The sequence below is a fragment of the Planctomyces sp. SH-PL14 genome, assembly GCF_001610835.1.
Taxonomy (GTDB): Bacteria; Planctomycetota; Planctomycetia; order Planctomycetales; family Planctomycetaceae; genus Planctomyces_A.
The window spans coordinates 703,959-729,220 of sequence record NZ_CP011270.1 but is presented as its reverse complement, the minus strand read 5'-3'; the positions used below and the strand labels follow the sequence as shown (position 1 = coordinate 729,220).

Annotated in this window: 20 protein-coding genes and 1 pseudogene; 9 read left to right on the top strand and 12 right to left on the bottom strand. The window is 64.5% G+C overall.

What is annotated here, in order from left to right; all coding sequences use genetic code 11:
* The first annotated feature begins 265 nt into the window (after window positions 1-265).
* Both purB and VT03_RS02980 read left to right on the top strand, forming a co-directional pair.
* A complete protein-coding gene (gene purB, locus VT03_RS02985) occupies window positions 266-1,696 on the top strand; it encodes an adenylosuccinate lyase (protein ID WP_075091617.1) in 1,431 nt (476 codons plus the stop codon).
* Between the two features lie 176 nt (window positions 1,697-1,872).
* Complete coding sequence (locus VT03_RS02980; RefSeq protein WP_075091616.1) at window positions 1,873-2,271, top strand: hypothetical protein; 399 nt, start codon at window positions 1,873-1,875, stop codon at window positions 2,269-2,271.
* A 6-nt stretch (window positions 2,272-2,277) separates the two neighbouring features.
* Here VT03_RS02980 and VT03_RS02975 read toward each other — a convergent pair whose 3' ends face one another.
* The 4 genes from VT03_RS02975 to VT03_RS02960 form a co-directional block, all read right to left on the bottom strand.
* A complete protein-coding gene (locus tag VT03_RS02975; RefSeq protein WP_075091615.1) occupies window positions 2,278-3,432 on the bottom strand; it encodes a hypothetical protein in 1,155 nt (384 codons plus the stop codon).
* Window positions 3,433-3,560: 128 nt separating this feature from the next.
* Entirely contained in the window at window positions 3,561-5,108 is a 1,548-nt protein-coding gene (gene polA / locus VT03_RS02970) for a DNA polymerase I (RefSeq protein ID WP_075091614.1), read from the bottom strand.
* Window positions 5,109-5,168: 60 nt separating this feature from the next.
* Window positions 5,169-5,402, bottom strand: coding sequence for a hypothetical protein (locus tag VT03_RS02965; protein ID WP_075091613.1), 234 nt, complete (start codon window positions 5,400-5,402; stop codon window positions 5,169-5,171).
* A gap of 64 nt (window positions 5,403-5,466) precedes the next feature.
* Window positions 5,467-6,276 carry a fumarylacetoacetate hydrolase family protein gene (locus VT03_RS02960; RefSeq protein WP_075091612.1) on the bottom strand — a complete coding sequence of 270 codons (810 nt, stop codon included), beginning with the start codon at window positions 6,274-6,276 and terminating at the stop codon, window positions 5,467-5,469.
* A 654-nt stretch (window positions 6,277-6,930) separates the two neighbouring features.
* On the opposite strand from VT03_RS02960, the gene VT03_RS02955 reads away from it, so the two are divergent.
* Window positions 6,931-7,791: a hypothetical protein gene (locus VT03_RS02955; RefSeq protein WP_075091611.1), complete on the top strand. Its 861-nt coding sequence runs from the start codon at window positions 6,931-6,933 to the stop codon at window positions 7,789-7,791.
* 13 nt (window positions 7,792-7,804) lie between these two features.
* On the opposite strand, the gene VT03_RS02950 is transcribed toward VT03_RS02955, so the two are convergent.
* The 3 genes from VT03_RS02950 to VT03_RS02940 form a co-directional block, all read right to left on the bottom strand.
* Window positions 7,805-8,971: a M20 family metallopeptidase gene (locus VT03_RS02950; RefSeq protein WP_075091610.1), complete on the bottom strand. Its 1,167-nt coding sequence runs from the start codon at window positions 8,969-8,971 to the stop codon at window positions 7,805-7,807.
* Between the two features lie 205 nt (window positions 8,972-9,176).
* A complete protein-coding gene (locus VT03_RS02945) occupies window positions 9,177-10,076 on the bottom strand; it encodes a HEAT repeat domain-containing protein (protein ID WP_075091609.1) in 900 nt (299 codons plus the stop codon).
* Window positions 10,073-10,936, bottom strand: a complete 864-nt coding sequence (locus VT03_RS02940) for a hypothetical protein (protein WP_075091608.1) — start codon at window positions 10,934-10,936, stop codon at window positions 10,073-10,075. The genes VT03_RS02945 and VT03_RS02940 overlap by 4 nt, the downstream gene beginning before the upstream one ends.
* A 506-nt stretch (window positions 10,937-11,442) precedes the next feature.
* Between VT03_RS02940 and trpS the strand changes: the two genes are divergently transcribed.
* The 3 genes from trpS (at window position 11,443) to VT03_RS02925 (ending at window position 14,418) form a co-directional block, all read left to right on the top strand.
* Window positions 11,443-12,414, top strand: coding sequence for a tryptophan--tRNA ligase (gene trpS / locus VT03_RS02935; protein WP_075091607.1), 972 nt, complete (start codon window positions 11,443-11,445; stop codon window positions 12,412-12,414).
* A gap of 26 nt (window positions 12,415-12,440) precedes the next feature.
* Window positions 12,441-13,082: a hypothetical protein gene (locus VT03_RS02930; RefSeq protein WP_156514254.1), complete on the top strand. Its 642-nt coding sequence runs from the start codon at window positions 12,441-12,443 to the stop codon at window positions 13,080-13,082.
* A 301-nt stretch (window positions 13,083-13,383) separates the two neighbouring features.
* The gene (locus VT03_RS02925) at window positions 13,384-14,418 is read left to right on the top strand and encodes a fatty acid desaturase (protein WP_075091605.1); all 1,035 of its coding nucleotides are present in this window, start codon (window positions 13,384-13,386) and stop codon (window positions 14,416-14,418) included.
* Between the two features lie 86 nt (window positions 14,419-14,504).
* Here VT03_RS02925 and VT03_RS02920 read toward each other — a convergent pair whose 3' ends face one another.
* The 3 genes and pseudogenes from VT03_RS02920 to VT03_RS35155 form a co-directional block, all read right to left on the bottom strand.
* The gene (locus VT03_RS02920; RefSeq protein ID WP_075091604.1) at window positions 14,505-15,881 is read right to left on the bottom strand and encodes a transposase; all 1,377 of its coding nucleotides are present in this window, start codon (window positions 15,879-15,881) and stop codon (window positions 14,505-14,507) included.
* A gap of 125 nt (window positions 15,882-16,006) precedes the next feature.
* The gene (locus VT03_RS34935; protein WP_410000386.1) at window positions 16,007-16,477 is read right to left on the bottom strand and encodes an IS5 family transposase; all 471 of its coding nucleotides are present in this window, start codon (window positions 16,475-16,477) and stop codon (window positions 16,007-16,009) included.
* Between the two features lie 19 nt (window positions 16,478-16,496).
* A pseudogene (locus VT03_RS35155) lies at window positions 16,497-16,790 on the bottom strand (transposase); the annotation flags it as partial.
* 511 nt (window positions 16,791-17,301) lie between these two features.
* On the opposite strand from VT03_RS35155, the gene VT03_RS02905 reads away from it, so the two are divergent.
* Window positions 17,302-18,054, top strand: coding sequence for an HpcH/HpaI aldolase family protein (locus VT03_RS02905; protein ID WP_075091601.1), 753 nt, complete (start codon window positions 17,302-17,304; stop codon window positions 18,052-18,054).
* Between the two features lie 101 nt (window positions 18,055-18,155).
* Here the strand turns inward: VT03_RS02905 and VT03_RS02900 are convergent, their stop codons facing one another.
* Window positions 18,156-19,190: a vWA domain-containing protein gene (locus tag VT03_RS02900; protein WP_156514251.1), complete on the bottom strand. Its 1,035-nt coding sequence runs from the start codon at window positions 19,188-19,190 to the stop codon at window positions 18,156-18,158.
* 452 nt (window positions 19,191-19,642) lie between these two features.
* Between VT03_RS02900 and typA the strand changes: the two genes are divergently transcribed.
* Together typA and VT03_RS02890 are read left to right on the top strand one after the other, a co-directional pair.
* Window positions 19,643-21,463 (top strand): translational GTPase TypA, encoded by a 1,821-nt coding sequence (gene typA, locus VT03_RS02895; protein WP_075091599.1) that lies wholly within the window; start codon window positions 19,643-19,645, stop codon window positions 21,461-21,463.
* 295 nt (window positions 21,464-21,758) lie between these two features.
* A complete protein-coding gene (locus VT03_RS02890) occupies window positions 21,759-23,099 on the top strand; it encodes an IS4 family transposase (RefSeq protein WP_255378534.1) in 1,341 nt (446 codons plus the stop codon).
* Window positions 23,100-23,436: 337 nt separating this feature from the next.
* Here the strand turns inward: VT03_RS02890 and VT03_RS02885 are convergent, their stop codons facing one another.
* Window positions 23,437-25,257, bottom strand: a complete 1,821-nt coding sequence (locus VT03_RS02885; RefSeq protein WP_082845896.1) for an ArnT family glycosyltransferase — start codon at window positions 25,255-25,257, stop codon at window positions 23,437-23,439.
* Between the last annotated feature and the right edge of the window lie 5 nt (window positions 25,258-25,262).

The following is a 25,262-nucleotide window of genomic DNA, read 5'->3' as shown; positions in this document are numbered from 1 at the left end:
TTCAAGGGCGAGCGGTGAGTCCTTAACGCCGGTTCCACAAAGGGGACATCCGTTGCTTACCAAGGTTCGTCATGGAAGTGCCTCCGGCGGCAAGGGGTGACCCCCTTGCCCCCGGCTGCCGTGGCACGTTGGGTTTGAGGTGGCATCGCCGCGCCGGCAAGGAGGCCGCGCGATTCAGCCATTCACCTCGCACTGGCCGCGACTTTGCGTTGAACCGCCCGGGACTTTACCCTCTCCCTTTTGCCACGGCGCGGAGTCCCAACGCTTGTCCCACGAGATCTACCAGAACCCCCTCAACACCCGCTACGCCTCGCGCGAAATGAGCGCGATCTGGTCCGACCAGCGAAAACACTCCACCTGGCGACGGCTCTGGGTCGTCCTCGCCGAATGCCAGCGGGAACTCGGACTGCCGATCACCGAGGGGCAGATCGCCGAACTCCGCGCCTCCGTCGACAACATCGACTTCGCCCGCGCAGCCCATCACGAAAAGATCCGCCGCCACGACGTGATGGCCCACGTCGAGACCTACAAGGAACTCTGCCCGACCGCCGGCGGGATCATCCACCTCGGCGCGACCTCCTGCTACGTCACCGACAACACCGAACTCATCCAGATGCGGGACAGCCTCCAGCTGCTCCGTTCCCGCCTCGTGCAGGTCATCGACCGCCTCGCCCGGTTCGCCGCCGAATACCGCGGCCTCCCGTGCCTCGGGTACACCCACCTCCAGCCCGCCCAGCCGACGACCGTCGGCAAGCGGGCCACCCTCTGGTGCCACGACCTCGCCCTTGACCTCGAGGAGATCGAGCACCGCCTCGCGAGCCTCAAGTTCCGCGGAGCCAAGGGGACGACCGGAACCCAGGCCACCTTCCTGCACCTCTTCGGCGGCGACCACGCCAAGTGCGAACGGCTCGACCAGATGGTCGCCGAGCGGATGGGATTCCCTTCGTCCTACCCCGTGACCGGCCAGACCTACTCGCGGAAGGTCGACGCCCAGGTCATGGCGACCCTCTCCGGGATCGGCCAGTCGGCCCATAAGGCGGGGAGCGACCTGCGGATTCTCCAGAGCCGCAAGGAGATCGAAGAGCCGTTCGAGTCCGGCCAGATCGGCTCCTCGGCGATGGCCTACAAGCGGAACCCGATGCGGGCCGAACGGATGTGCGCCCTGGCCCGCTTCGCGATGTCGCTCACCGCCAACGCCGAGCAGACGCAGGCGACGCAGTGGCTCGAGCGGACGCTCGACGACAGCGCCAACCGCCGGCTCGCCATCGCCCAGTCATTCCTGGCGACGGACGCGGTCCTCATCATCTACCGGAACGTCACGGACGGTCTCGTCGTCTATCCCAAGGTCATCGAGAAGCATCTCAACGAAGAGCTGCCGTTCATGGCGACCGAGGAGATCATGATGGCGGGGGTGCAGCAGGGGGGGGACCGGCAGGAACTCCACGAACTGATCCGCGTCCACAGCCACGCCGCCGCGCGGGAAGTGAAGGAGTTCGGCCGGGCAAACGACCTCATCGACCGGCTCAAGGCCGATCCGGCGTTCGCCAAGGTCGACATGGAGAGCATGCTCGACGGCAAGCGGTTCATCGGCCGCTCCCCCGAACAGGTCGACGCCTTCATTGCCGGGGTCGTCGACCCGATCCGCGGTAAGTACCCGGAGGCACTCGCCGGCGCGGCGGTCGAGTTAAAGGTCTGATCCGGCCTGCGTATGCAGGACCATCGACCGTTTCCTCAGCCTGGCCAGACAGCAAACGAGTCTTCGTTTCTGCGTGGGCACGCGCCCTGGTCAGTCTCCCTGGGCTTTGAACCACAGAGCTCACGGCGGTGCCACAGAGCGTTGATCGGCAGCGGTCGCTATTGAGGCCCTGACCGATGCACACCTTGCCGCTCTCGATCGCCGTGACCCTGCGATCGCGGGTTCCCGATCTGGCCACGCGGGATCTCCGGTCGTGGCTTCTCGATCCCTGGTGGATCTGGGACGCCGCGACCGCGGGACCGGGTGATATCGCCTACCGTTGGTTCAACCTGGCGGAAGCCGGCGCGTGGTTCGTCTTCGCGACGCTCGTCCTCGCCCGTTGGAGCCGGAACCGCCGTTCGGGACTGGAGATCGCCTACGCTTTGGCGTTTATTGCCTTCGGTCTGACTGACGTCCGCGAGTCATGGGAGCAATCGGCGCCGCTCTTTGCCGTGAAAGGGGGCGTGCTCGCGTTCCTCCTGACGCTCCGCTGGTTTTTGCACCGCCGCCACTATCCCGAGAGCCGTCTTCTGTGAGGATCGCTACCGTAGTTCGGAAACCGCCTCCGCCGCGGCCGGGAAGCGGGAGATGACGTAGGTGAACGCTCCGAGGAGTGTCCCTTCGGGAACCGAGTGACAGGCGGTGCAGGTCTTGGATGCTCGCAGCGAGCCCAGCATCTCGATCCGGTTTTGACCCGGCTCGATCACGACATCCTCCTGGGTCGCCAGCTTTGGGAGACTGTCGCTCTCGAAGGGGGTCAGCGAACGCGTTGGAACACCGACCAGCTCCACCATGTCGGGAAAATGCGGCGTGTCGTAAACCTGGGGCGCCTCGAACTTCAGAAGACTGACAAGCTGCAGGCTCGTCACTTTCCAGGCAACCGGCTTCGTGTCGGTCTCCACCTCCGGAGCAAACGGTCTTCGGAACGCGTGGGCCTCAAATCCCGCCACCTGGTCCCGGTTCCGGACGAAACCAAAGGCCCGGCCGTCCAGAAAGTGGTCCCGAGCCCCGAAGTGCTTCGTCCTCAGAGACTTCGCATTCGCCGCTGGCTCGGATTCCGTGCGGTAGTCGACAATCGCGGGCGGCGCCGATGGCAACGGCTCCGGCGGTTCCTCCTTGAGGACGACCGCCAGCCGACTGGGACGCCGCATGCGAGTCACCCCGAAGCCCGGGGCGCTCACGAACTCATGCGAGGCTCGCGAATGCAGCAGTTCCAGGGCGTGCGAGCGCCAACTGTCCCGGTCCAGAAACTCTTCCGTCGCGTCCAACGTTTTACGAACCTCCGGCATGAGGTCCGGAGTGTCCTGCAGTGACCGCGATGATTCGTGCGCCAGACGCGGAGCCAGCGACACAAGCGGGTAGTCCTCTCGCAATCGGTCCAGTGATCGAACCTGAGCGACATAGATGATCCAGTAGAAGCTGAACAGGCCGAGCATGGCCGTCCCGCTCACGATGGCCATTCGCCGGGACGTCCAATCGAAGGTTCGGCCGACAATGCAAATTATCGATGTCGCGAGCAGGACAGCGGCCGCCAGAAGGTCTCCAAAGGGAATCAACAAAAGCACCCCAGCGACGCCAGTGATGCGTTGGAGCCACTTCGCCGCAGTTTTCCTCCGGTCGTCTCTCGCCAGCACGACAACCAGAGCGACCGCCAGAACGGCGTGAAGCAGGACGACGATCAGGAAGTCGTTGGACATTGGCCGCTCCAGGATTTGGCAGACCCACCAACTTCTACGGCAGCGGAGGCACGACGCTTGGAAGAAAGAGGCGATTTGCGGTCGAAAGACCGCAGAACTTTATCTCATCGCGTGACGTCAGCCCGACCTTACTTCGCATCCAGCCAGTTGTCACCGCTTTTCACGTCGACGACGATCGGGACGCTGACAGGGATCGCATTCTCCATCTCGTGCCTGGCGAGCGCCACGAGCGATTCGACCTGATCCTCGGGGGCCTCGAAGACGAGTTCGTCGTGGATCTGGAGGAGCATCCGGGCGGGATGGCCGGTCTCTTTGAGCTTGGCGTGGACGTTGATCATTGCCTGCTTGATGAGGTCCGCCGCGGAGCCCTGGATGACCGAGTTCACCGCCGTTCGCTCGGGGAGGTTCAGGTTGCGGTATCGGCGCGGGCGGATCCCCACGATCTCCCGGCGGCGACCGAGGATCGTCGTCGAGAAACCGTTCTGACGGCATTCATCGAGTGTGTCGTTGATGAACTTTTCGACGCCGGCGTACCGCTGGAAGTATTCCGTGATGAAGGTTTCGGCCTCTTCCTGCTCGATGTCGATCGTCGCCGAGAGGCCGTAGGCGGTCTGGCCGTAGATCACGCCAAAGTTGACCGCCTTGGCGACCCGCCGCTGGTTCGAGTCGACCGCTTCGGGCGCGACCTTGAAGACTTCCGCGGCGACGCGGCGATGGATGTCCTCCCCCTTCTGGAAGGCGTCGACGAGGGCCGGGTCCTGGCAGAAGTGGGCCAGCATCCGGAGTTCGATCTGCGAGTAGTCGAGACAGACGAGCTTCCAGCCCGGCTCGGACGGCACGAAGGCCCGGCGGACGCGGCGGCCCTCCTCCGTCCGGATCGGGATGTTCTGCAGGTTCGGGTCGCTGGAGCTGAGTCGGCCCGTGGCGGCGGTGACCTGGCTGAATGAAGTGTGGATCTTCCCCGTGTGAGGATTCACCATCTCGGGAAGGGCATCGAGGTACGTCCCCTTGAGCTTCTGGAGATGGCGGTGCTCCATGAGCTTGTGCGGGAGTTCGTGCTGCTTGGCCAGCTCTTCGAGCACTTCCTGGTCGGTGCTGGGACCGGTCTTGGTCCGCTTGATCACCGGCAGCTTGAGCTCGTCGAACAGGATCACGGCGAGTTGCTTGGGTGAGTCGATGTTGAACTCCCGCCCGGCGATCGCGTGGATCTCGCGGACGAGGACTTCCAGTCGCTCCGCGGCGGAGGCGCTCTGACGCCGGAGCTCGTCCGCATCGACCTTGATGCCGTGCCACTCCATCTCGGCCAGGACCGGAATCAGCGGCCGCTCCAGATTCCAGTAGAGGTCCCAGAGGCCCTGTTCCTTGAGCTTCGCCTCGATGATCTCGGCGAGCTGCCAGGCGATGTCGGCGTCCTCCGAGGCGTACTCGGCGACCTTCTCGACGGGGACATCGCTCATCTTGATCTGCTGCTTCCCCTTTCCGATCAGGTCAGTGATCGGGATCATCGTGTGGAGCAGGTACTTCTTCGCCAGTTCGTCGAGCCCGTGGGCCCGCGCGCCGGCATCCAGGAGGTAGTCCCCGATCATCGTGTCGAGCCCCAGCGACGGGATCTCGACCCCGGCCCGCTTCAGGACGAGCATGTCGTACTTGATATTCTGATTGATGATCTGAGGCATGGGGCTTCCTGGTTTTCTCCTCTCCGCAATAGGTCCCTCGCGACGGACAGGCCGCCGCGGCTACTCCTCGGGCGGGTAGGGGTAGAACCTCGTCCGGACTTTTTCGAGGTCCTTCTCCATCACGAACCACTCAATGTGGCCGCATCCGCCGCAGACGACGATGCGGAACTTCGGTGACGAGAAGAAGCCACCGATCGGGAGCAGGTCGGGGCCGTACCCCCCGCGGGCGTGGACGACCTCCGAGTAATGTTCCGTCCCGCCGCAGATGCGGCAGGTCAGTTGTCGGTCGGTCATCGTGTGTCTCCGCCGGTTCCCGGCACGTCGCTGACGGCGCGTGCCGTTCCCGCCGCGTGAGTGGTTACTTCCAGTCTTCGTCGACGACCGGGTTGGTGAGCTGGCCGATCTTCTCGATGTCGATCGTCACCGTGTCTCCCGCCTTGAGGAACACCGGTGGCTTGCGGGCGAAGCCGACGCCGTGCGGGGTGCCGGTGAGGATCACGGTTCCGGGAAGGAGAAGCGTGCTGGCGCTGAGGAACTCGATGAGGGTCGGGACGTCGAAGATCATGTCGCTCGTCGTCCAGTCCTGCATGACCTCGCCGTTGAGGATCGTTTTGATCTTGAGGTCGTTGGGGTTCGGGATCTCGTCTTTCGTGACTAGGACTGGGCCGAGGGGGGCGAAGGTGCGGAAGGTTTTACCACGGCACCACTGACCGCCGCCGCCGTTCCGCTGCCAGTCGCGGGCGCTGACGTCGTTGGCACAGGTGTAGCCGACGACGTAGTCGAGGGCGTTGGCTTTGGAGACGTTGAGGCATTCCTTCCCGATGACGACGGCCAGTTCGCACTCGTAGTCGACCGACTGGCTGGGGAGCTTCTTGGGGAGGACGATCGGTGCGCCTGGGTTCTGGAGGGCCCCTTTGTTCTTGATGAAGAGGACGGGGTTTTCGGGGATGGCCTGGTTCCCTTCGGCGGCGTGCTTCCGGTAGTTGAGGCCGATGCAGAGGATATCCGTGGGGATGAGGGGGGCGAGCCACTCCGCGACTTCGGCCGGTTGACCGGTGTCTTTGAGGGAGCCGAAGAGGTCACCTTCGACGCGGGTGACGCTTTTCTGGTCGTGCTGGCATCCGAGGTGGATGGAGCCGGCGGAGTCTCGGTAGCGGAGGATGCGCATGGTGGGTCTCAAAGGGAATCGGTCGAGTCCCACTGTCGCGGATGCGGGGGATGGACTCAACCATCGCGACTTTACGCTGGACCTCACCGGGTCCAGGGGCACCCTGGTGGGGAGTGCAGAGGGGCAACGCCCCTTTGCCCGCCGGAGGCCCTCTCGTCGAGAGATGTCTGAAGGAGATGGTGTCCAAGCGCGGACAACGTGTTGTGTGCCCCCTCAACAACCCGCTGGGATTTCAGAGCGAGCGGTGAGTCCTCGACGCCGGTCCCATAAAGCGGACATCCGTTGTTTACCACGGTTCCTCATGGAAGTGCCTCCGGCGGCAAGGGGGCGTGGCCCCCTTGCCCCCAAGCTGCCGTCGCACGTTGGGTCTGAGCGAGCAGAGTCGTGCCGGCAAGGACGTGGTCCGGCCACGCGGCTCGAAAGCTTCGGCAGGAATCAACATCTCAACGCCCCGGTCGAAACAATCGAAATTGACACACGCGACGAAACCTGGCAATAACAACCCCGCTGCACTCCGCTGCTCGCAGGAGTGATCCAAGAGGCCGGTGGCGGTTACGTCAGATCCTTCTCCCCCCTCTGCGCCCACGTCGGGAGAGTGGACGACGTAATCAGGACATGTCGCTTGTTTCGTTGGCCTGATCCAGAGGTGCCGCGATGCCCGCTGCGCTGGAGGGTGATCTGCTGTGGGGACTCGGCCTCATGACGTGGCTGAGCACCTGGCTCTTCGTCCGGCTCGTCCACTGGTCCGCGGGGATCGAGCCGAGATCCCGCAACATGGCCGCGATCCTCACCGCGGCCGCGCTCGTGGCATATATCCAGTGCGGCTACCAGTCGAACTGGATCATCATGCTGATGCCGCTTTCCAACGTCATCATCCTCGGAAACTGGCTGCCCCTCTTTTGCTCCGCCATTGCGGGAATCGCCGCCGGAGACAGCGCCCGGCCGCGATGGTCGCGTTTCGCCTTAGGGGGAACCGTGCTCGGGATGGGGTTCTACTCGATGTTCCATCCCCTGATCGGCGTCTCTCCCGTGACCCGTTCATCGACGCGAGGGAGCTGGATGCATCTCCAATCAACAGACGTCTCGTGCGCTCCCGCGGCGGCGGCCACGCTCCTCTCATGGCATGACCTGCAGGCGACCGAAGCGGAGCTCGCGACGCTGAGCCTGACGCGCCGCTCCGGAACCCTCTGGAGCGGAACGTACCGCGGTCTCAAGAAGAAAGTGACGGGAACGCCGCTGCAGGTGGAGCTGATCAACGGCACGATCGCGGACCTGGAATCCCGAAAAGGCCCGTTCCTCCTGCATGTCGGGCTCAAGAGTTCCTCGACGGCGCCGGCCAGCTACGCCGACGACCAGGGCTGGGTCCCCGGACGGGCGCACGCGGTGGTGCTGCTCCGCTTCGATGACTTCGGCCGGGCCCTGATCTTCGAGCCTTCCGCCGGAAAGCAGTGGTGGAACCGGGAAGACCTCGAATGGCTCTGGCACGGCCAGGCGATGCGGCTGGTCTCGCGCTAGAACTCGCTGAGTGCTACTGCGTGAGAAACGCTTCCAGGATATCGGTCGCCTGGCGGAGCTCCGTAATGGGGAGCCATTCGTCCTTCGTGTGGGCCTGCCGGATCGAGCCGGGACCGAAGACGACGGACGGCACCCCGGCGGCCGCGAACCGCGACGCGTGTGTTCCGTAAGGAACGCCGACTTTCTTCCGCGGACCGACCTGGGCCGCGATGACCTTCAGGAGCCGGTCAGCGAGGTCGCCGTTTTCGTCGTCGCCAAGCGGCAGGCCGACGATCCAAGGAGGGAGCATCTCGAAGTCGAAATCGACCTTCGTCCGGAGGTAGTCCCGCAGTTCGTCCATGACGCCCAGCGGGTCCTCGCCGGGGATCACGCGGCGGTCGATCTCGATCTCGCAGTAGTCGGGAACGATGTTGACGCTCTGGCCCCCCTGGATCCGTCCGACACTGAGCGTCGAGCCGCCGCACAGCGGATGGGCCGGATGGAGAGTCGGCAGCTCGGCCGCGAATTCTTCGAGGGCCGACACGACCTTCGCCATGCGGTAGATCGCGCTGACACCGAGCGTCGGCTCGGAGCTGTGGCAGGCGCGGCCCCGCGTGACGACTTTCCAGCGGGTCGCTCCGCGGTGCGCGACGACAACATCGAGATCGGTCGGCTCGGCGATGATCGCCAGCGTCGGCCGCTCGCGAAGGAGCTGGCATCCGCCTGGTTCACTCCACGACTTGGCCAGCCGGTTGACGCCGGTCGCGGTGAACTCCTCGTCGACCGTGCAGCTCATGACGACGTTTGCCTGGAGCCGCTCCGGCGCCTTGGCCAGGCGGGCGAACGCGGCCAGCATCGCGGCCAGTCCCCCTTTGACGTCGCACGAACCGCGTCCGGAGATCCGGTCCCCCTCGATCCGCGGCTCGAACGGCGGAATCGTCATTCCGTCGACGGGAACGGTGTCCTGGTGGGCGTCCAAGACGATCGTCTCGCGGGCGCCGGGGCGGTCGATGCGGGCGACGACGTTGTGCCGGCCGGGAGCGATTTCCTGCGTTTCGAACGTGACAGCCAGCGAGCGGAAGAAGCCGACGAGGAACTCCGTCAGCCGGGTCTCGTAGTATTCCGGGCCGGTGAGGTCGCGCCCCATCGGATTGACGCTGGGGATGCGGATCAGGTCCTGCAGCAGCGGAAGCGGGTCCATGAAATTCCAGAAGGTCGGATCGATTCGGTGTGCGGGATCGGATGCCCGCAGGCCGGGGCCCGCGGCCGATTCCGGAGGAGGAATCGGCGACGCACGAACGCCCGCGAGGCAGGACGGGGCACGTGAACCACACGCACTCTAGCGAACGGGGCGAAAAACGGGACGCTGCGGGGCCCGTTCCTCGTCCGTCTGCCACACGGGGAGACTATTCGTTGGCCGACGTCCGGATCTGTTCGATGGCGGTCTGGGCGGCCCGCTTGACCTCCCCTTCCTGCTCGAAGGCGATCTGCTGGAGACGCTGCATCGCCGGTTCCGCCCGAGGTCCGATCCGGCCAAGGAGCTGGACGACCGGCAGGACAACTTCGGCGTCGCTGTCTTCCAACGCGGCGGCCAGCGTCGCCACTTCGGGAGCGGCCTCCTTTCCGAAGGAGCTCAGGTTCATGGCGGCCATTTTCCGCAGCTGCGGATCGTCGGCCTTGAGGAGCTTCGTCAGCACCGGGACGACCGTCTCGCTGTGCTCGGCGACCGGCGCCAGGGCGGCGGCGGCGTTGGCGCGAACGAACAGAGACTTGTCGTCGAGGAGCGGGAGCAGAGCCTTCTGGGTCGCTTCTGAGGGAGTTCCGAGCTGGGCGACGAGGGTTGCCGCGATTTCGCGATGGTATTCCTCGGAGGAGCCGAGCTCGCGGTTGAGGAGCGGCGTCGCCTCGGCGCCGAGTTCAACCAGGGCTTGCTGGGCCGCGTCCCACTGCTCGGCGGCGAGATCCGGCCGCATGAGGTTCCGCCAGGCCTTCTCGGCGGCGGGAGAGATCGGGGGGCCGGTCTCTGTCGGGACGAGGAGCCCTTCCTCCTCACTGATGATGAGCGGAATCGACAGCGTTGCCAGATCGCGCGAGCGCCCTTCTCCCGGGACCGTCAGGACACCGGGAGTCTGTGGCGAGGCTCCGCGGGCGGTCGAAGGCTGAGCGGCCCCGTTGCCGGGCGCCGACGAAACCTCCGTCGCGGTGTCGCTGGGGGGCGTCGACGTTCCGCCGCATCCGGCGCTCAGGAGAAGCGCCGCGCCGAGCGGAAGGCGGAGGCGACGGGCGAGTGAAACGAATCCCTTCATGACGATTCCTTGGCGCGAAGTGCGGCTCCGAGTGTCGTGGCGGGCGGAGGACCAGTGGTGGCACCGGACGGCGGCGTGGGGCCCGGCGAACCCGGAATCTCCGACGCCGGGATGTACATCGTCGTGTCGGAGTATTTGGGAGGGGCGCCGCTCCGGTCGAGGGGGATCTCGTTGAGGACCATGATCTTCTGCCACACCTTGCGGGCGAGGCTGGCGGTCAGGTCTTCGAGATCGTTCACCGCCGCGACGGCGTCGGCATCGGCAAAATCCTGAACATAAAGCGCGGCGATCTTGCCGACGAGGGCCAGCATTTCGCTGCAGTAGTCGAGATACCGGTTCAGTTCGAACCCGGTCATGGTCCGTTTCGGGGAGGACGCGGTGTCGCTCCCGGGCGAGAGGAGCCGCTCCGGATCCTTCGTGAGCTGGTGCATATCGATGATATGCGCAATCGATCGCAGCTCGTGGATTGCTTCCAGGCAGCGGCGGCGTTTGATGCGGGTGTCGAGTGTGAAGAAGAAGATCAGGGCCGCGCCGATCAGGACCGTGGCGTTGAAGCCCGCCTCGAGGACCTGCACGAACTCCGCCGTGCTGATCTGGCTGTCGCGGGGATTCAGCTTCACATAGGTCACGGCGAACATAGCCGCGATGCCGAGGACGAACGCCACGGCGCCGAGCCGCACGCTCCAGATGGGCCGTGCGATGCCGGCCGCCCGGACCTGGGCCTGCCGGGAGACGGCCAGGAGCTGGTCGCAGACTTTTCCGAGACCGGCTTTGGGGAACCGCTCCCGGATTCGCCGCGACAACGTCTCGACAGTCGAGATGATGAGGTCGGCATCAAGTTGGAGAAAACTCTGTCCCATAGGGCCACCTTATAGCGAATGTTTTTCGAACGAGGCGAGGCGAAAAACGCCCCCGGCGGATGGACGCCCATGCCGCGACCCACAGCCTGGGGTCAAGGGGGCCACGCCCCCTTGCCACCGGAGGCACTTCCATGAGGAACCGTGGCACACAACGGATGTCCCCTTTGTGGTCCCTGCGTTGAGGACTCCCTCAAAATACACCGCTGGCGTTGCAATCCCCGCGGGTTAGGTGAGGGGGCATACCGCACGTTGTCCGCGTTTGGACACGCGCTCCTTCAGACATCTCTCGACGGCCAAGCCTCCGGCGGGCAAAGGGCCCAAAAAAACAACACAGGCCCCCTTGCATCCCCCACCAAGGTGCCCCTGGACCCGGTGAGGCCAGTGTTTGGCGACCACCCATCGGCGAATGCAACCGTTGGCCCCGATCCCTTTCGTCTCCGATTGACAAGTTCCCCTCGATAAAGGCTACTGCCTGTATTCGTGTTTCCTCGTTCCCCATGTGATCCATGCGCGTTCTTTCCGGAATCCAGCCGACCGGCCGTCCCCACTGGGGGAACTATTTCGGCGCCATCAGCCAGTACATCGCCCTGCAGAACAACGAGCAGGCGTTTTATTTCATCGCGGACCTGCACGCCCTGACGACGATCCGGGACGCGGAGCGGCTGCGGCAGAACACGCTCAACGCCGCACTCGACCTCCTGGCCCTGGGGCTCGACCCGAAGCAGGCGACGCTATTCGTTCAGTCCGAGATCCCGGAGGTGACGGAGCTGACGTGGCTCCTGATGACCGTCACGCAGATGCATCTCCTGGACAAGTGCCACGCCTACAAAGACAAGAAAGAGCGGGGGATCGCCGCAGACGCAGGGCTGTTTACGTATCCGGTCCTGATGGCGGCCGACATCATCATTTACGACAGCCAGCTCGTCCCGGTCGGGGTCGATCAGGTTCAGCATGTTGAGGTAACGCGGGACGTCGCCCAGCGGTTCAATCAGATTTACAACCGCGAGGTCTTCACGCTCCCCAACTACCGTGTCATGGAGGCAACCGCCAAGGTGGTCGGCCTCGACGGCGAGAAGATGTCGAAGAGCTACGACAATACTGTGGAGGTCTTCGAGGAGCCGAAGAAGCTGCGGAAGAAGCTGATGTCGATCAAGACCGATTCGACGCCGGTGGAAGAGCCGAAGAATCCCGACACCTGCTCGATCTTCACTCTCTTCAAACTGTTCGCCAACGCCGAGGAACAGGACGCCCTGGCGGCCCGTTACCGGGCCGGCGGAATGGGGTACGGAGAAGCCAAGCAGGCCCTGTACGAGAAGGCGGAGGCGTTCTTCGGCCCCGCCCGTGAGCGGCGGGCGGCGCTGGCGGCGGACTTGCCGTACGTGCAGGACGTCCTGGCGGCCGGAGCGAAGCGGGCTCGGGAAAAGGCCCGCGTGGTCCTCGATCGGGCCAAGGAGGCCTGCGGAGTGTCGACCCGGTGAGTTCCGATCCGGAAAGTTCCGTACCGGTGACTGTCGGTCCTGGCGTTGCTCCCCAGGAGGCTGCTTCGTCCACGCCCGCTGATGAGGCGAAGGCGCCCCCCAGCCGATGGCGGTGGCTGGCGGCGGTGGTTCTCGCGGCCCTGGTGATTTCCACGATGGCCCCGTCTCTCCCGGCCGGGTGGAAACGGCTGGGGCTGCTCTATGCCGCAGTGGGGGCGGCGATCGGCGGCATTGGGGGCTGGATGGCGGTCCGCGAAGGATTTCGCCTGCCGCGGCGCGGGATCTGGTTCGTCCTGCTGCTGACGCTCCTCGCGCTTTTTAACGCCACCTACCTCTCGTTCCGGGCCCACCGGGCGGAGGTCCAGGCGGCCGCGCGGCAGGACAAGGAACGTCAGGCCCTGATGAAGCTCATCGAGTCGGTGGACGCGAACGACCCCGCCGGAGCCCCGTACATTGAGGCGTTTCGGCGACAAGTCTCGCCGGAGCCGCGGGACTATCTTGCCTTTCGATACTCCAACGTGGTGGACCGGCCATCACCGGTTCCGGAACTGCTCTGGGGAATCGAGGTGATTTTGGGTTTGCTTTCGTCGGGACTTGCCTATCGTGCCGCAGTGAAGAATTTCTCCCCCTCCCCAGTCCCCCCCTCGTCCCTCCCGCCGGCGCCGTAAATAATCGGCGAACCCCACCGTTTTGACTCCTCGCGGACGCCTCTCTGGCCGAAGCGGCCAACTCAGTAGCATACTTATGATTGCCCTCTGGAAAGCTGTTCTCCCGGCTTGGGAGATTTCCGGATTCTTCCCAGTTTTGTGTCCGGAATTTGCTTCGCGGGTTCCGGACGGTCAGCCGAGTGAATAGGGTTGATTTGCCACCCGATGCCCATCCTGAACTCGTCTGCCATCTTTCACTTCAGTCTCCGTCCCGCGCCGGATCACCGAAAAATCGGGTCCCGTGAGACGAACGAGGTCGCCAATGCAGGGTGAGTCGTCCGCTCAAACGAAGGCGATCCGGACCGCCATCGTTCTCGAAGAAAAGCGGCTCCGGGCCAAGTATCCGATTCTCGCCCGCCAGAACCTGCTGGGGATGTTCTGTTTCCTCGGCAGCCTGGGAGTGATGGGGATCGTTGCGGCCCTGTATCTGAACGGGGTGCTGCCGTGGTGGGGCGCGATTCCGCTGATGGCCCTGCCGCTGTCGATTCTGCATGAGCTGGAACACGACCTGATCCACGACCTGTACTTCCGTCATTCGCCGCTGGCGCAGAACGGAATGTTCTTTGTGATCTGGATGGCGAAGCTGAGCCTCAATCCGTGGTACCGGCGCGAGATCCATCTCCGGCACCATCAGGAGAGCGGGCAGGTGACGGACATCGAGGAGCGGCTGATCGGGATCGGTCTTCCGTTCGGCCTGCGGCGGCTCCTGGTGGCGATTCACCCGATGGCGGGGCTCTTGCTGTTCCGCGAGATCAAGAAGGACGTACCGGACTTCCAGCCGATGCGGCTTTCGCTGATGTCGGTCCCGACGTACCTGTCGTTCCTCGTGATCTGGGAATCGTTCTTTGGCTACTGGCGGTTGCAGAACGGCTGGGCGCCCAGTTTCGACTTCGCCCACTTCCTGCCGCCTGAGGGGTATCCCGTGATGCGGGACCTGGCGGTGCTGCTGGTCCTTCCCAATGTCCTGCGGCAGTGCTCGCTCGTTCTGATGTCGTCGTACAGTCATTACTACGAGGACATTCCGGATCGGGACGTCTTCTATCAGAACCAGATTCTGAATTGCTGGCTGGTTGCGCCGCTGCAGCTCTTCTGCTTCAACTTTGGCGCGACGCACATCATCCACCACTATGTGGTCCGGCAGCCGTTTTACCTCCGGCAGATGGTGGCTTGTGCCGCCCATAAGGAGATGTTGCAGCAGGGGACGCGGAATAACGACCTGGGGACGATTGCTCGGTCGAACCGGTGGAATGAAGTCCCTGCAGCCGAGGCGAACGTGGCGCTGCGGCAGTCGGCCTGATTTCGTCCTCGCCGGCACGACTCCCGTAGCTCAAACCCATTGTGCGACGGCAGCCTGGGGTCAAGGGGGCAGCCCTTTGAAGGTGGCTATCCCGTGTTGGATCTCCGCTGCTTGAGAAGCCTGTCGGTCGAGATGTGCTGAGCCCTCGCGGCTGGACGTTTGGTGCGTGTCTTTGGACCACGAATCGATTTGCGATATCGCATGACATCGACGCTCTGGGCCCAGACGTGGAGCTGCCGGCTGAGAGCTTCGGTGGGAAGAGTTCCATACTGTTCCCATTGATCCGCCGGAATCGCGATCATCATCCCGACGTAGGTGCGGCTGAGCTCATCCGACATCCGCCAGTGCGAGAACTGCTCGTCAACGAACTCCTGGCCATGAGCAGAAGCCAGAGCGGCCTGCACGACCGCCAGGACGTTGTAGCACGCAACCGCCGTGCAGAAGCCGAAGAGGGCCGCAGGCGGATAGCCAAGGGTGTTGAGTTCACACCTCAGGTGTGTCGTCAGTTCCTGGAAGGCTGTCTCGATCGTCCATCGCTCCCGATACAGCTCAGCGACCTGTGCTGCGGTGACCTCACTGGCGGGCAGGTTCGTCAGCAAGTGGAGCGTGGAGTCGTGATCCCGGGTTGGTTCGTCCAACTCGATGGTGATTCTGCGGACCGGCAGGACCTCACCGGTTGTGGGATCCGTCAGGCGGACAGGCTCTTCCGTCAGGCGGCCGGAATCGCCCCGGCCGAGCGATTTGGCTTTCCCGGTAACCTCCCATCGCAGCCGGCCCCGATGCTGCCGGGTGATGAAGAACGCGGCGTGTCGGGCCAGACCGAACAGGAGTTCGCTCGTACAGAAGTTCCGATCGTCGATCACCACATCCTTGGGTTCGATCCCCTCCAACAGCGGCAGGCAGAGACGACACTCCTGGGTGTAGGCATCCAGGTCAGGAATCACGTCCAGGATCATGCGGAGCTGGGGATCGAGCAGGACGACGCACTGGCCGGGCAAGGCTCCGCCTCCTTGAGTTCGCAGCGGCTTGAGCCGATGCTCTGTTCCCTCTAGGTGGTTGCCGTCGAGAATCTTGACCCGGTATCCGGGAAGGAGGGGAGCCGCCATCGCCGGCAGCGTCCGGATCAGCTCGGCCATCTCAGAGGCGGTCTGCCGCACCAGTTCTCGGGACGTGGCCGGTTCGATATGCCCCAGTTTGTCGTAGAGAGCCCGGATGGAGACGGGAATCTGGGCCTTCTTCTGCTGATAGGCCCGATGAACGGACGGTGTGACGCGACAGACGACCAGGCTCATGAGATCGACGACGGTCGAGAACAGAAGCTCCCGTTCGTACTGTCGGACAGCCGTCCGTTGAAACAGGGCATCCAATCTCTGCGGGGCGAAGACTTTCTCAAGTGTCGCCCGGGCCATAACACAAAGCGGAGCCTGCTGAATGAAGCGGTCGAGGACCGATTGACCAACCATGGTCGCCTCCTCCCTGGAAATCCTGTGCATGTCTCGACATGACACCGGTTTACCATGAAGGAGGATGCACCTTCAAAGGGCTGGGTCTCATAGCTCAGACCCAACGTGCTACGCAGTGTGGACAATCACAAGACGTCCATGATGAGGGCCGCGAGCCAGACGAAGCCGACAAAGTTCCTGGCCGTCCTTTCGGGCCGGGTCGCCACACGACGGAATTGCTTGATGCGGCCGAAGAACCGCTCCACAAGATTCCGGTGCTTGTAACGCTCCTTGTCGTAACGCTTCGTCCTGGTCCGCCTTTTGTGCGGCTTGATACAAGCCTTCGCTTTCAGCCGCTTCACCAGGGCCCGCGTTTCATCACCGTCGTAGGCGGTGTCAGCGAGAACGTGCTCAATCTGCCCTCGGGAGAACTCCGCAAGCAGTTCCCGGCCGTGCGGGCCGTCACCGTCCTGGCCGGGGCTGAGCTTCATGCTGACCACGTGCCCTTGAGCATCGACAGCCGCATGGACCTTGGTATTCAGACCTCCGCGAGACCGGCCGAGACAGCGGCGCTCGTCGGCATCCTCTTTTTTCCTCGGCCTGACGACGACCGCCAAGGCCCGCGACATGCACTTTGACGGACGTCGAGTCGAGTTGGAGTTCGGCGAGATCCGACTCGCCCAGTTCCTGAGCCAGTCGTTTCCAGACGTTCCGTTCACACCAGCGATCGAATCGTCGCCAGACGCTGTTCCACTTCCCGAATCGTTCGGGGAGGTCTCTCCAGAGAACCCCTGTCTTGGCGACAAACAGGATTGCGTCCACAAAGAGACGATTGTCTGCAGCCGTCTTCCCCGGATCACCAGCCTTACCGGGCAAGAGATCCTGGATCCGGTTCCACTGCGCGTCGGTGAGAGCGTGGCGTCTGGACATCGTGGTCTTCCTTGACCGGTCTGAAGTGCAGCCGATGATGCCAACTCCAGAGGAAAACGCCACCCTCAATGTCCACACTCCCTACGGCAGCCGGGGTCAAGGGGGTCTCACCCCCTTGCCGCCGGAGGCACCTCCATGAGGGACCGCTGTAAGTAACGGACGTCCCCTTTATGGGACCGGCGTCGAGGACTCACCGCTCGCTTCGCAGTACCCGCGGGGTGGTGAGGGGGCATACGTCAAGGTGTCCTCGCTTGGATGCACACTCCTTCAGACATCTCTCGACGAGACGGCCTCTGGCGGGCAAGGGGGCGTCGCCCCCTTGCATCCCCTGACCAGGGTGCCCCTGGACCCGGTGCGTTGGCGCCGTCGATCACCCGTCCGCCGCAACGCCATATCCTCGAACACCATCCAGCGAACGCACCCGTTTCGCCTCCCAGGCAGCGGGCACAGATGCGAGACAAATCACCCGCTGGTACCCTTCGGCCCCCCTTAACTCAAGGAGCGCTCCTTCATGTCGATCGCGTTGCGCAAGCGGTTTCTGGCCGGAGAACTGCTGCTGGGAACAATGCTCACGGTCCCCTCCGGAACGGTGGCCGAAATCCTCGCGGACGCCGGATTTGACTGGCTGTTCGTCGATGCCGAGCACGGCCCCTTCGAAGCGGCGGAACTGGAGCGGGTGCTCCAGACGGTCAGCCGCCGCGTCCCCTGCCTCGTTCGCGTCCCGGCCTGCGAAGAGGTCCCGATCAAGCGGGCCCTCGACCTGGGAGCGGCGGGGATCATCGTCCCGCAGGTCAACACGGCGGAGCAGGCTCACCGCGTCGTCCAGTACAGCCGGTATCCACCCCACGGTGCGCGGGGCGTCGGGATCGCCCGGGCGCACGGCTACGGCCTGGAGTTCCAGCCCTACGTCGCGTCGGCGAACGAGCAGACGCTCGTGATCGTCCAGGCGGAGAACATCCGGGCAGTCGAGAACATCGAGGCGATCGCCGCCGTTCCGCGGGTCGACGGCGTTCTGATCGGCCCCTACGACCTCTCCGCCAGCATGGGACTGATGGGCCAGATCGACCATCCCGACGTCGTGGCGGCGATCCAACGGGTGACCGACGTCTGCCGCCGCAGCGGGCTGCATCTCGGGATCTTCGGCGTCACTCCCGCCTCGATCCGCCCCTACTACGAGAAGGGTTACACGCTCCTCGTCTCGGGGGTCGACACGATCGTCCTGGGGCAGGGGATGCGAGCTGTTTTGGCCGAGATGAAGCAGTAGTCGGCAGTTCGCCCAGCTCAGCCGGCGACGGGATCTGTGTGCATCTGTGGCGAAAACAATCCGCTGCAGATGAGCACGGATCCGCCTTCAGGGCGGGGTGATCACGGCTTGGCCGTCTTGTCTGGCTCGGGAGCGGCCGCCTGCTGGGTCGGCTGCTCCTCGGGGATAAAGCGATAGGTCCCCCCCGTCAGCTCGGCGATCTCCTTCATCCGGACTTCGCCGGTGTTGTCGCCGAAGCCGATCGTGTGGATCGGAATCTTGGTCGGGTTGTGCCGCTTTGCCGACTTGACCGTGTCCCGGTCAAAGTTCCCGTCCGTCAGGAAGTAGATGACGTCAGGCTTCAGCTTCAGGGCCATGACGACCGCGTTCTGCGGCTCCGTGTTGCCGAAGGTGCGGATCCCGCCGATCCATTCCATGGCCAGCTTCTGGTTTTCCGGGGTAGCGGAGACCAGGTTCCGGGCCGGCATCGGCAGGGCGTCCTCGGCAAAGAAGATCACAAAGAACTTCTGCTCCTCCGTCATCTGCGAGATCGTCTTGAAGAGCTCGAGCTTCACGCGGCCGAACCGGGTCCGGGCGATCCCCGGATAGGGGTGATTCATGCTGTTCGAAGCGTCGACCACGAAGACGATCGACTTCCGGTCGGCCTTCATTCCGAAGTAGCCGTTCCCGTCCCCGACGCCGTTCCCCGTCCCGTTTCCAATCCCGGCGCCGTTCCCGTTCCCGACCCCGCTCGCCTTCTCGGCCACGCGGGCTCCCAGATTGATCGGGCCTTCAGTGGCCACATCGCTGAGCGGCGCGTCGATCGAGGCGACCGCGTCGAAATTCGGCAGTACCGCCGCCGAAGTCACCGGCAGGTGAAGCGAATTCCCCTTAGAGCCCCCGCCGTTGGATCGCCCGTCGCTGCGGAACACCGAGGGACGCTGCATCCAGTCGTCCGCTTCGAAAACCTGGCTCGGTTCTTCGATCAGCCCGGCGTCGAGGGTCACCATCGATGGCATCGACGGCGTAAGAAACGTCACAAAGGCCAGAACGGTCAGCGCGACGGCGTGGAGGACGACCGACACCAGCAATCCCCCCCAGACCGCTGCCGAGCGGCCGGGACGAGTGATCGGGGTGGCGGGGGACGTCAGGTCCACGAAACTCCCGTCCGGACGGTTTCTCGACCGCGTCGCGGCGTCCCGATCGGAGGCGGGGCCGGAAACGGCGGGGGGCTGCGGCAAGGATCGCATCGGCAGAGGCACGGTGGCACATCCGCGACTTTCGACCACCAGCGTAAAACCGGTAGTCTCGTGAAGCAAAGTGAAAAGCTGAAAGAATTTCCGCTCAAGAACCGGTCTGAAACCGGGACCACGCCGCTCGGCCGGCCCTCTTTCTCACAAACGCAGTCGCCAGCAATCTTTTTGCCGAAACATGGCGATCCGCCGCGGATAGGCGGCGGCCAATCTGCACAACTTCTTTGCGCAAGGCACCTTCCAATCAATCAATTTGCTCGCTAAAGTTCTTCGCCCTTACGAGGTGGCCGTTTGCTCCCTCCCGCCCGCGGTGTGTCACGCCCCTCGGTTTCCTGCCTGTCTGTTCTCTCCCGCCCATGCGACGCAACGAAATCCGGAATATCGCCATCATTGCCCACGTTGACCACGGGAAGACGACCCTCGTGGACGCGCTCATGAAGCAGAGCGGGGTGTTCCGCGAGTCGGAGACCGTGGGCGAATGCGTCCTCGACTCGAACGACCTGGAACGCGAGCGCGGGATTACAATTCTCGCCAAGAACATCGCGATCTTCTACAAGGGCGTGAAGATCAACATCATCGACACCCCTGGCCACGCCGACTTCGGCGGGGAAGTCGAACGCGTTCTGCGGATGGCGGACGGAGCTCTGATGCTCGTCGACGCCGCCGAAGGCCCGAAGCCCCAGACCCGCTTCGTGCTCACGAAGGCCCTCGAAGTCGGCCTCAAGCCGCTGATCGTCGTCAACAAGGTCGACCGTCCGGACAGCCGGGCCGAAGAGGTCCTGTTCGAGACGATGCACCTGATGGAGGAGCTCGGCCTCAAGGATGCCGCCGACGTCCCGCACATCTACGCCAGCGGCCGGACCGGCTTCGCCAGCGACGACCCGCACGCCAAGTCGGGGACCATTCTTCCGTTGCTCGACATGGTTCTGGCCAATATCCCGGGACCGGAAGTCGACCTCGAGGCTCCGTTCCGGATGACCGTCACGTCGCTGATGTGGTCCGAGTTCGTCGGCCGGATCGCTGTCGGCCGGATTGAGCGGGGTAAGATCCAGCCCGGCAAGAAGGTCGTGATCCTCAAGGGGGACGGAGTCCAGATTTCCGAAACGGTCGAGACGGTGGAACTGTTCGCCAAACTCGGCCGCGAGAAGGTCCAGGAGGCGGTGGCGGGAGACATTGTCGCCTTCACCGGACTTCCCGATGCCGAAATCGGCGACACGCTGGCCGATCCTTCTGCTCCGGAGGCGCTCCCGCGGATCAAGGTCGACGAGCCGACCCTGTCGATGACCTTCACCATCAACTCGTCGCCGCTGGCCGGCAAGAGCGGCAAGTATGTGACCAGCCGCCACATCCGGGACCGCCTGCAGCGGGAACTGGAATCGAACGTGGCTCTCAAGGTCATGGAGACCGACCAGAAGGAATGCTTCAAGGTCTCCGGCCGCGGTCTGCTCCACCTCTCCGTGCTCATCGAGACGATGCGCCGGGAAGGCTACGAGCTCTCGGTCGGCAAGCCCGAAGTCATCCGCAAGCAGATCGACGGCAAGTGGCACGAGCCGTTCGAGCGTCTGGAAGTCGAAGCTCCGGCCGGTGACGTCGGCTCGGTGATCGAGCTCGTCTCCCAGCGCCGCGGCCAGATGACGGACATGAAGGCGGGCCGGGGAAGCCATACGCACCTTGAGTTCCTGATCCCCGCCCGCGGGCTGATCGGCCTCAAGACCCGGCTGCTGAACGCCACGAAGGGTGAGGCGATCATGCACCACCGCTTCGAGGACTATCGCATCGTCGAAGGGGAAATCGCCCGCCGTAAGAATGGCGTGCTGGTCTCCCAGGAAGGTGGAAAGACGACCGCTTACGCCCTGTGGAAGCTTGCTGAGCGGGCCGCGTTCTTCGTTGGTCCCGGCGTCGAGGTCTATGAGGGAATGATCGTCGGCGAGAACGCCCGCGACGTCGACATGGTCGTCAACCCGATCCGCGAGAAGAAGCTGACCAACATGCGTTCGTCGGGTGCGGACGACATGATCCAGCTGGAGCCGCCCCGCGACCTCTCGCTGGAACTCGCTCTCGAATACATCGAGGCGGACGAGTACGTGGAGATCACCCCGGATGCGATCCGGCTGCGGAAGATCGCCCTGAGCGAGAACGAGCGGAAGCGCTCGGGTCGTGGCGGCGTCCTGGTCTGAACGATGCAGCTGGCGGCCAGGGCATCCGCCCTGAATCCGGGTGGGTGCGTTCGCCGAATGGTGGGCAGTCGAGGAGTGGACTGAACCCCGTTGTCTCGAACGCCGTCCTTGCCGGTACGACGTCCATAGCTCAAACCCAACGTGCCACGGCAGCCTGGGGTCAAGGGGGTCTCACCCAACGCCGTTCGCGACTCTGTCTCGGAACTGGCGTTAACTGTGGGATTGCAAAAGACTTCGAGCCTCGTCATCGGTTGTGTTGTTCTACGACACAGGCCCGATGCACGGAGGCTCGAAGATGGCTTGGAAGCCACAGCGGCGATCGTATCGTCACGAATTCATTGAGGCGATCGCCACGGTCTTTCCCCCACAGTGGTTCAGCCGGTTCTCTTCGCACGGCAACGCCGGCTGGACCCCGCTGAAGATCTTCTGGGTCTCCACCATCATGAGCTGGCAGCCCCAGGTGACCCTCCGCGAGCAGTTCGATGCCGCCTGCGACATCCTCCGCGAAGTCTTTCCCGCCTGGACCATCGGCGACTCGCTCTCCGGGTTCCTGGCCGCCCGCGTTCGGGGTCTCCCCCGGATGCGCGATCCGATCCTCCTGCGCCTGCGACAGTTCGTCGCCGAGCATCTGGACGACTGGCGAGTCCGGGGATGGGCGGTCTTCGGCGTCGATGGCTCCCGCTTCGAAGCCCCTCGCACGACGCCCAACGAACAGGCCTTGGGCTGCGCCGGCAAGGAGGGGACCACACCGCAGGTCTTCCAGACGACACTCCTGCACATCGGAACCGGCTTGCCATGGGACTTCCGTCTGGGGCCGGGGACACAGAGCGAGCGGCGACAGCTGGACGACATGCGGGACAACCTGCCGCCCCGCTCCCTGCTGACCGCCGACGCCGGCTTCATCAGTTTTGAGCTGTGCCGCTGGCTCACCCGGAACCGGCACGACTTCGTCCTGCGGGTGGGGGGAAACATCCGACTCCTGACCGGTCTGGACGGTCCTGACTTGGCTTGGGCGGTCGAGACCGAAGGCCAGACGGTCTCGCTGTGGCCCACCCGCTGCCGCGACCAGCCGCCCGTCGTGTTGCGACTGATCGTCGTTCGCGACGATCAGAAACGACCGGTCTCGCTGGTCACGAACATCCACGACGAGAGGGCGCTGTCCGACGAGGACGCCGCCGAGATCTACCGGCTCCGCTGGGGCCTGGAGCTGCACTATCGCTCGCTCAAGCAGACGCTCTGCCATCAGACGCTGCGGAGCCGCACGCCGGAGGGCGCGCTGGCGGAGCAGACCTGGCATGTCCTGGCGAGTTGGCTACTGCAACTGCTGACGGCTCGGGAACTGATCGCCTCGGGATCGCATCCGGCGAACTGGTCTGCCGCCAAAGCTCGGGACGCCGTCCGCCGTCTGCTTCGTCGAGTCGTCCACGGCCGCCCCGTCCGCCGCATGCCGTCCTTGCGGGACCAGCTTTGTCAGGCCGTGGTGGACAGGGACGGTCGAGTCGGCCCGAAACAGATCCGCCGGTGGCCGAGACCGAAGCAGGACAGGCCGCCCGGCCCCCCGAAAATCCAACCGGCCACCCGAGAAGATCTCCAACAACTCCAACGACTTCGGACCACGTTACAAGCCCGATCATGAACAGCATTGGGTCTCACCCCCTTGCCGCCGAAGGCATTTTCGTGCGGAACCGTGGCACACAACGGACGTCCCCTTTGTGGAACCGGCGTTGAGGACTCACCGCTCGCTCTGCAATCCCCGCGGGTTGGTGAGGGGGCATCCGGCACGGTGTCCGCGTTTGGATACGTGCTCCTTCAGACATCCCTCGACGGCCAGGCCTCCGGCGGGCAAAGGGCCAGAAAACAACACCGGCCCCTCTGCACTCCCCACCAGGGTGCCACTGGACCCAGTTGGCTGGCGGCGTTCGGTTGCGAGTCGGATATCCGTCGTTGGCAGAGGGCGGTGTCCGAACGAAGACTTACCGGGCGCGCTCAATGAACCGCCGCGCCTCTTCCAGCGCCGGCAAGTCCGCCTCGGTCACGCGGTAGATGTCGATCGAGTACCCGGCCCGTTCGATCGGATTAAGCACCTGAAACGGCATCAGCGCCCCCGCATCGACGGAACGGGTCGATCCATCCGGCAGCGGAATCACCGAGGGCCGCCCCAGCACCAGGTTCGCACTGATCGCATACACCCCCGGCCGAAACCGGTCCGGCGGAGGAGCGAAGCGAACCCCCGCAAGCGTGGGCGAGACCGTCCCGAAGTAGGCCAGATAGACGGACGGCACATTGGCGGACTTCATCCAGTCCCGCAGGCCGTACAGGTCCTGTCCCCAGTCCAGGTTCGAATCAGCCAGATAGCTCCGCCCGCCGAGCGGCCCCCCCGCCAGTTCGTTGAAGTACGGCAGATGGTCCGGGTGATACCGCAACGACGCCAGCGCGACCACGGCCACAAGAGGAACGAAGACGGGCCGCGCCTTCGGCAGCGAGTTCAGAATCACGGAGATTCCATACCCGCCGAATAGGTACATCATCGGGAGACTCGGCAGCACGTACCGGATCCCGAGCTGCATCGGCGTCAGTGAGGCGATGACCAAGAGCAGCAGTCCCGGCGCCAGAAGCCACAGCACCTGCCACCGCTGCGCCCCGCCGCGCGACACGGCCGCCACAAAGCCCCCCACAAACGCGATCTGCAGCAGGTGTGGCAGCTTGTAGAGGAGGGCATAGAGGAAATAGTCCCGGCTTCCGTGGGTCGTCCACTCGCCGTTCAGGAAGACCGGGTGCTCGTGTTCGAGCATCCGCTGCTGCATGTCGAGCCCCTGCACGAAGTCCCGCGGCACCGGAAGAGGAAGGCTCGCCAGAAAGCCGGTCCGCTGCTGCAGACGGATCATCGACTTGCTCTCAAGCGTGTAGCTCCGCAGCGACCGCCCCGTCCCCTGGAACAGGTAGCAGACGTTGAGCACGGCAAGCGCGGTCACGATCCCCAGCACCAGTTGCCGACCGGCGGCCAGAACGCTCGCCCGCCGCATCCCCACGATCAGGACCGCCGCCACCACCGGAAACGGCAGCAGCATCAGGGCCGTGTACTTGGAGGCCCACCCGGCCCCGAGCGCGAGCCCCCACAGCAGGGCTCCGCGGTTGTCGGGCATTTCGACCCAGCGGGAGAGCCACAGCGTCGCCGCCGTCATCGTGACCGCGGCCGGCACGTCGGTCGTCACGACGCTGGCATGCGCCAGGAGATTGGGGCACGTCACGCACAGCAGCAGCGTCCACTCCGCCCCCGGGCTGCCCAGGAAGTGCAGCGCGTATCGGTAGAGCAGCCAGGAGAGCAGGCAGGCCAGAACCACGTTGGGCAACCGGCCCCAGAAATAGAGCCAGCGATAGTTTTGAACGTGGTCCTGCTGAAACAGCGTTCCGACACCCTCCTGGGCCGAGACCGCCTTCGCTTGAACGCCCGAAACGTACAGCGGAATCGCACACCACATCCGCGCCAGCGGCGGGTTCAGAATGTCATAGTCGAACCGATGTTCGCGGAGGTTGAGCAGCCCGACCGGCAGGTGCCAGCACTCATCGAAGGTGGTGCACTTCGCGGCCGCGGTCAGCAGTCCGGCGACGAGCTGAATCGCAATCAGGATTGCGGGCAACCGACGACGAAACGGCGAGGCCGGTCCGGCCCCCCCCGGGGTGGCGGAGGCTCCCGCCGAAGGGACCGGAGCGGATTGCGGCTGGGGCGGACGCGGATCGCGGCCCGGCGGCCCGGGAGGGACGGCCGATGGCGACGAGGTCGGGGGCTCGGACATGCTGC

Excerpts from the sequence above, each read along its gene's own strand:
- VT03_RS02890 (WP_255378534.1), top strand. The coding sequence starts at position 21,759 with ATGGCTTGGAAGCCACAGCGGCGATCGTATCGTCACGAATTCATTGAG.
- VT03_RS02945 (WP_075091609.1), bottom strand. The coding sequence starts at position 10,076 with ATGAAGGGATTCGTTTCACTCGCCCGTCGCCTCCGCCTTCCGCTCGGC.
- trpS (WP_075091607.1), top strand. The coding sequence starts at position 11,443 with ATGCGCGTTCTTTCCGGAATCCAGCCGACCGGCCGTCCCCACTGGGGG.
- polA (WP_075091614.1), bottom strand. The coding sequence starts at position 5,108 with ATGCCTCAGATCATCAATCAGAATATCAAGTACGACATGCTCGTCCTG.
- VT03_RS02960 (WP_075091612.1), bottom strand. The coding sequence starts at position 6,276 with ATGCGCATCCTCCGCTACCGAGACTCCGCCGGCTCCATCCACCTCGGA.
- VT03_RS02950 (WP_075091610.1), bottom strand. The coding sequence starts at position 8,971 with ATGGACCCGCTTCCGCTGCTGCAGGACCTGATCCGCATCCCCAGCGTC.
- VT03_RS02940 (WP_075091608.1), bottom strand. The coding sequence starts at position 10,936 with ATGGGACAGAGTTTTCTCCAACTTGATGCCGACCTCATCATCTCGACT.
- VT03_RS02975 (WP_075091615.1), bottom strand. The coding sequence starts at position 3,432 with ATGTCCAACGACTTCCTGATCGTCGTCCTGCTTCACGCCGTTCTGGCG.
- typA (WP_075091599.1), top strand. The coding sequence starts at position 19,643 with ATGCGACGCAACGAAATCCGGAATATCGCCATCATTGCCCACGTTGAC.
- VT03_RS02920 (WP_075091604.1), bottom strand. The coding sequence starts at position 15,881 with ATGGTTGGTCAATCGGTCCTCGACCGCTTCATTCAGCAGGCTCCGCTT.
- VT03_RS02905 (WP_075091601.1), top strand. The coding sequence starts at position 17,302 with ATGTCGATCGCGTTGCGCAAGCGGTTTCTGGCCGGAGAACTGCTGCTG.
- VT03_RS02955 (WP_075091611.1), top strand. The coding sequence starts at position 6,931 with ATGCCCGCTGCGCTGGAGGGTGATCTGCTGTGGGGACTCGGCCTCATG.
- VT03_RS02965 (WP_075091613.1), bottom strand. The coding sequence starts at position 5,402 with ATGACCGACCGACAACTGACCTGCCGCATCTGCGGCGGGACGGAACAT.
- VT03_RS02925 (WP_075091605.1), top strand. The coding sequence starts at position 13,384 with ATGCAGGGTGAGTCGTCCGCTCAAACGAAGGCGATCCGGACCGCCATC.
- VT03_RS02885 (WP_082845896.1), bottom strand. The coding sequence starts at position 25,257 with ATGTCCGAGCCCCCGACCTCGTCGCCATCGGCCGTCCCTCCCGGGCCG.
- VT03_RS02980 (WP_075091616.1), top strand. The coding sequence starts at position 1,873 with ATGCACACCTTGCCGCTCTCGATCGCCGTGACCCTGCGATCGCGGGTT.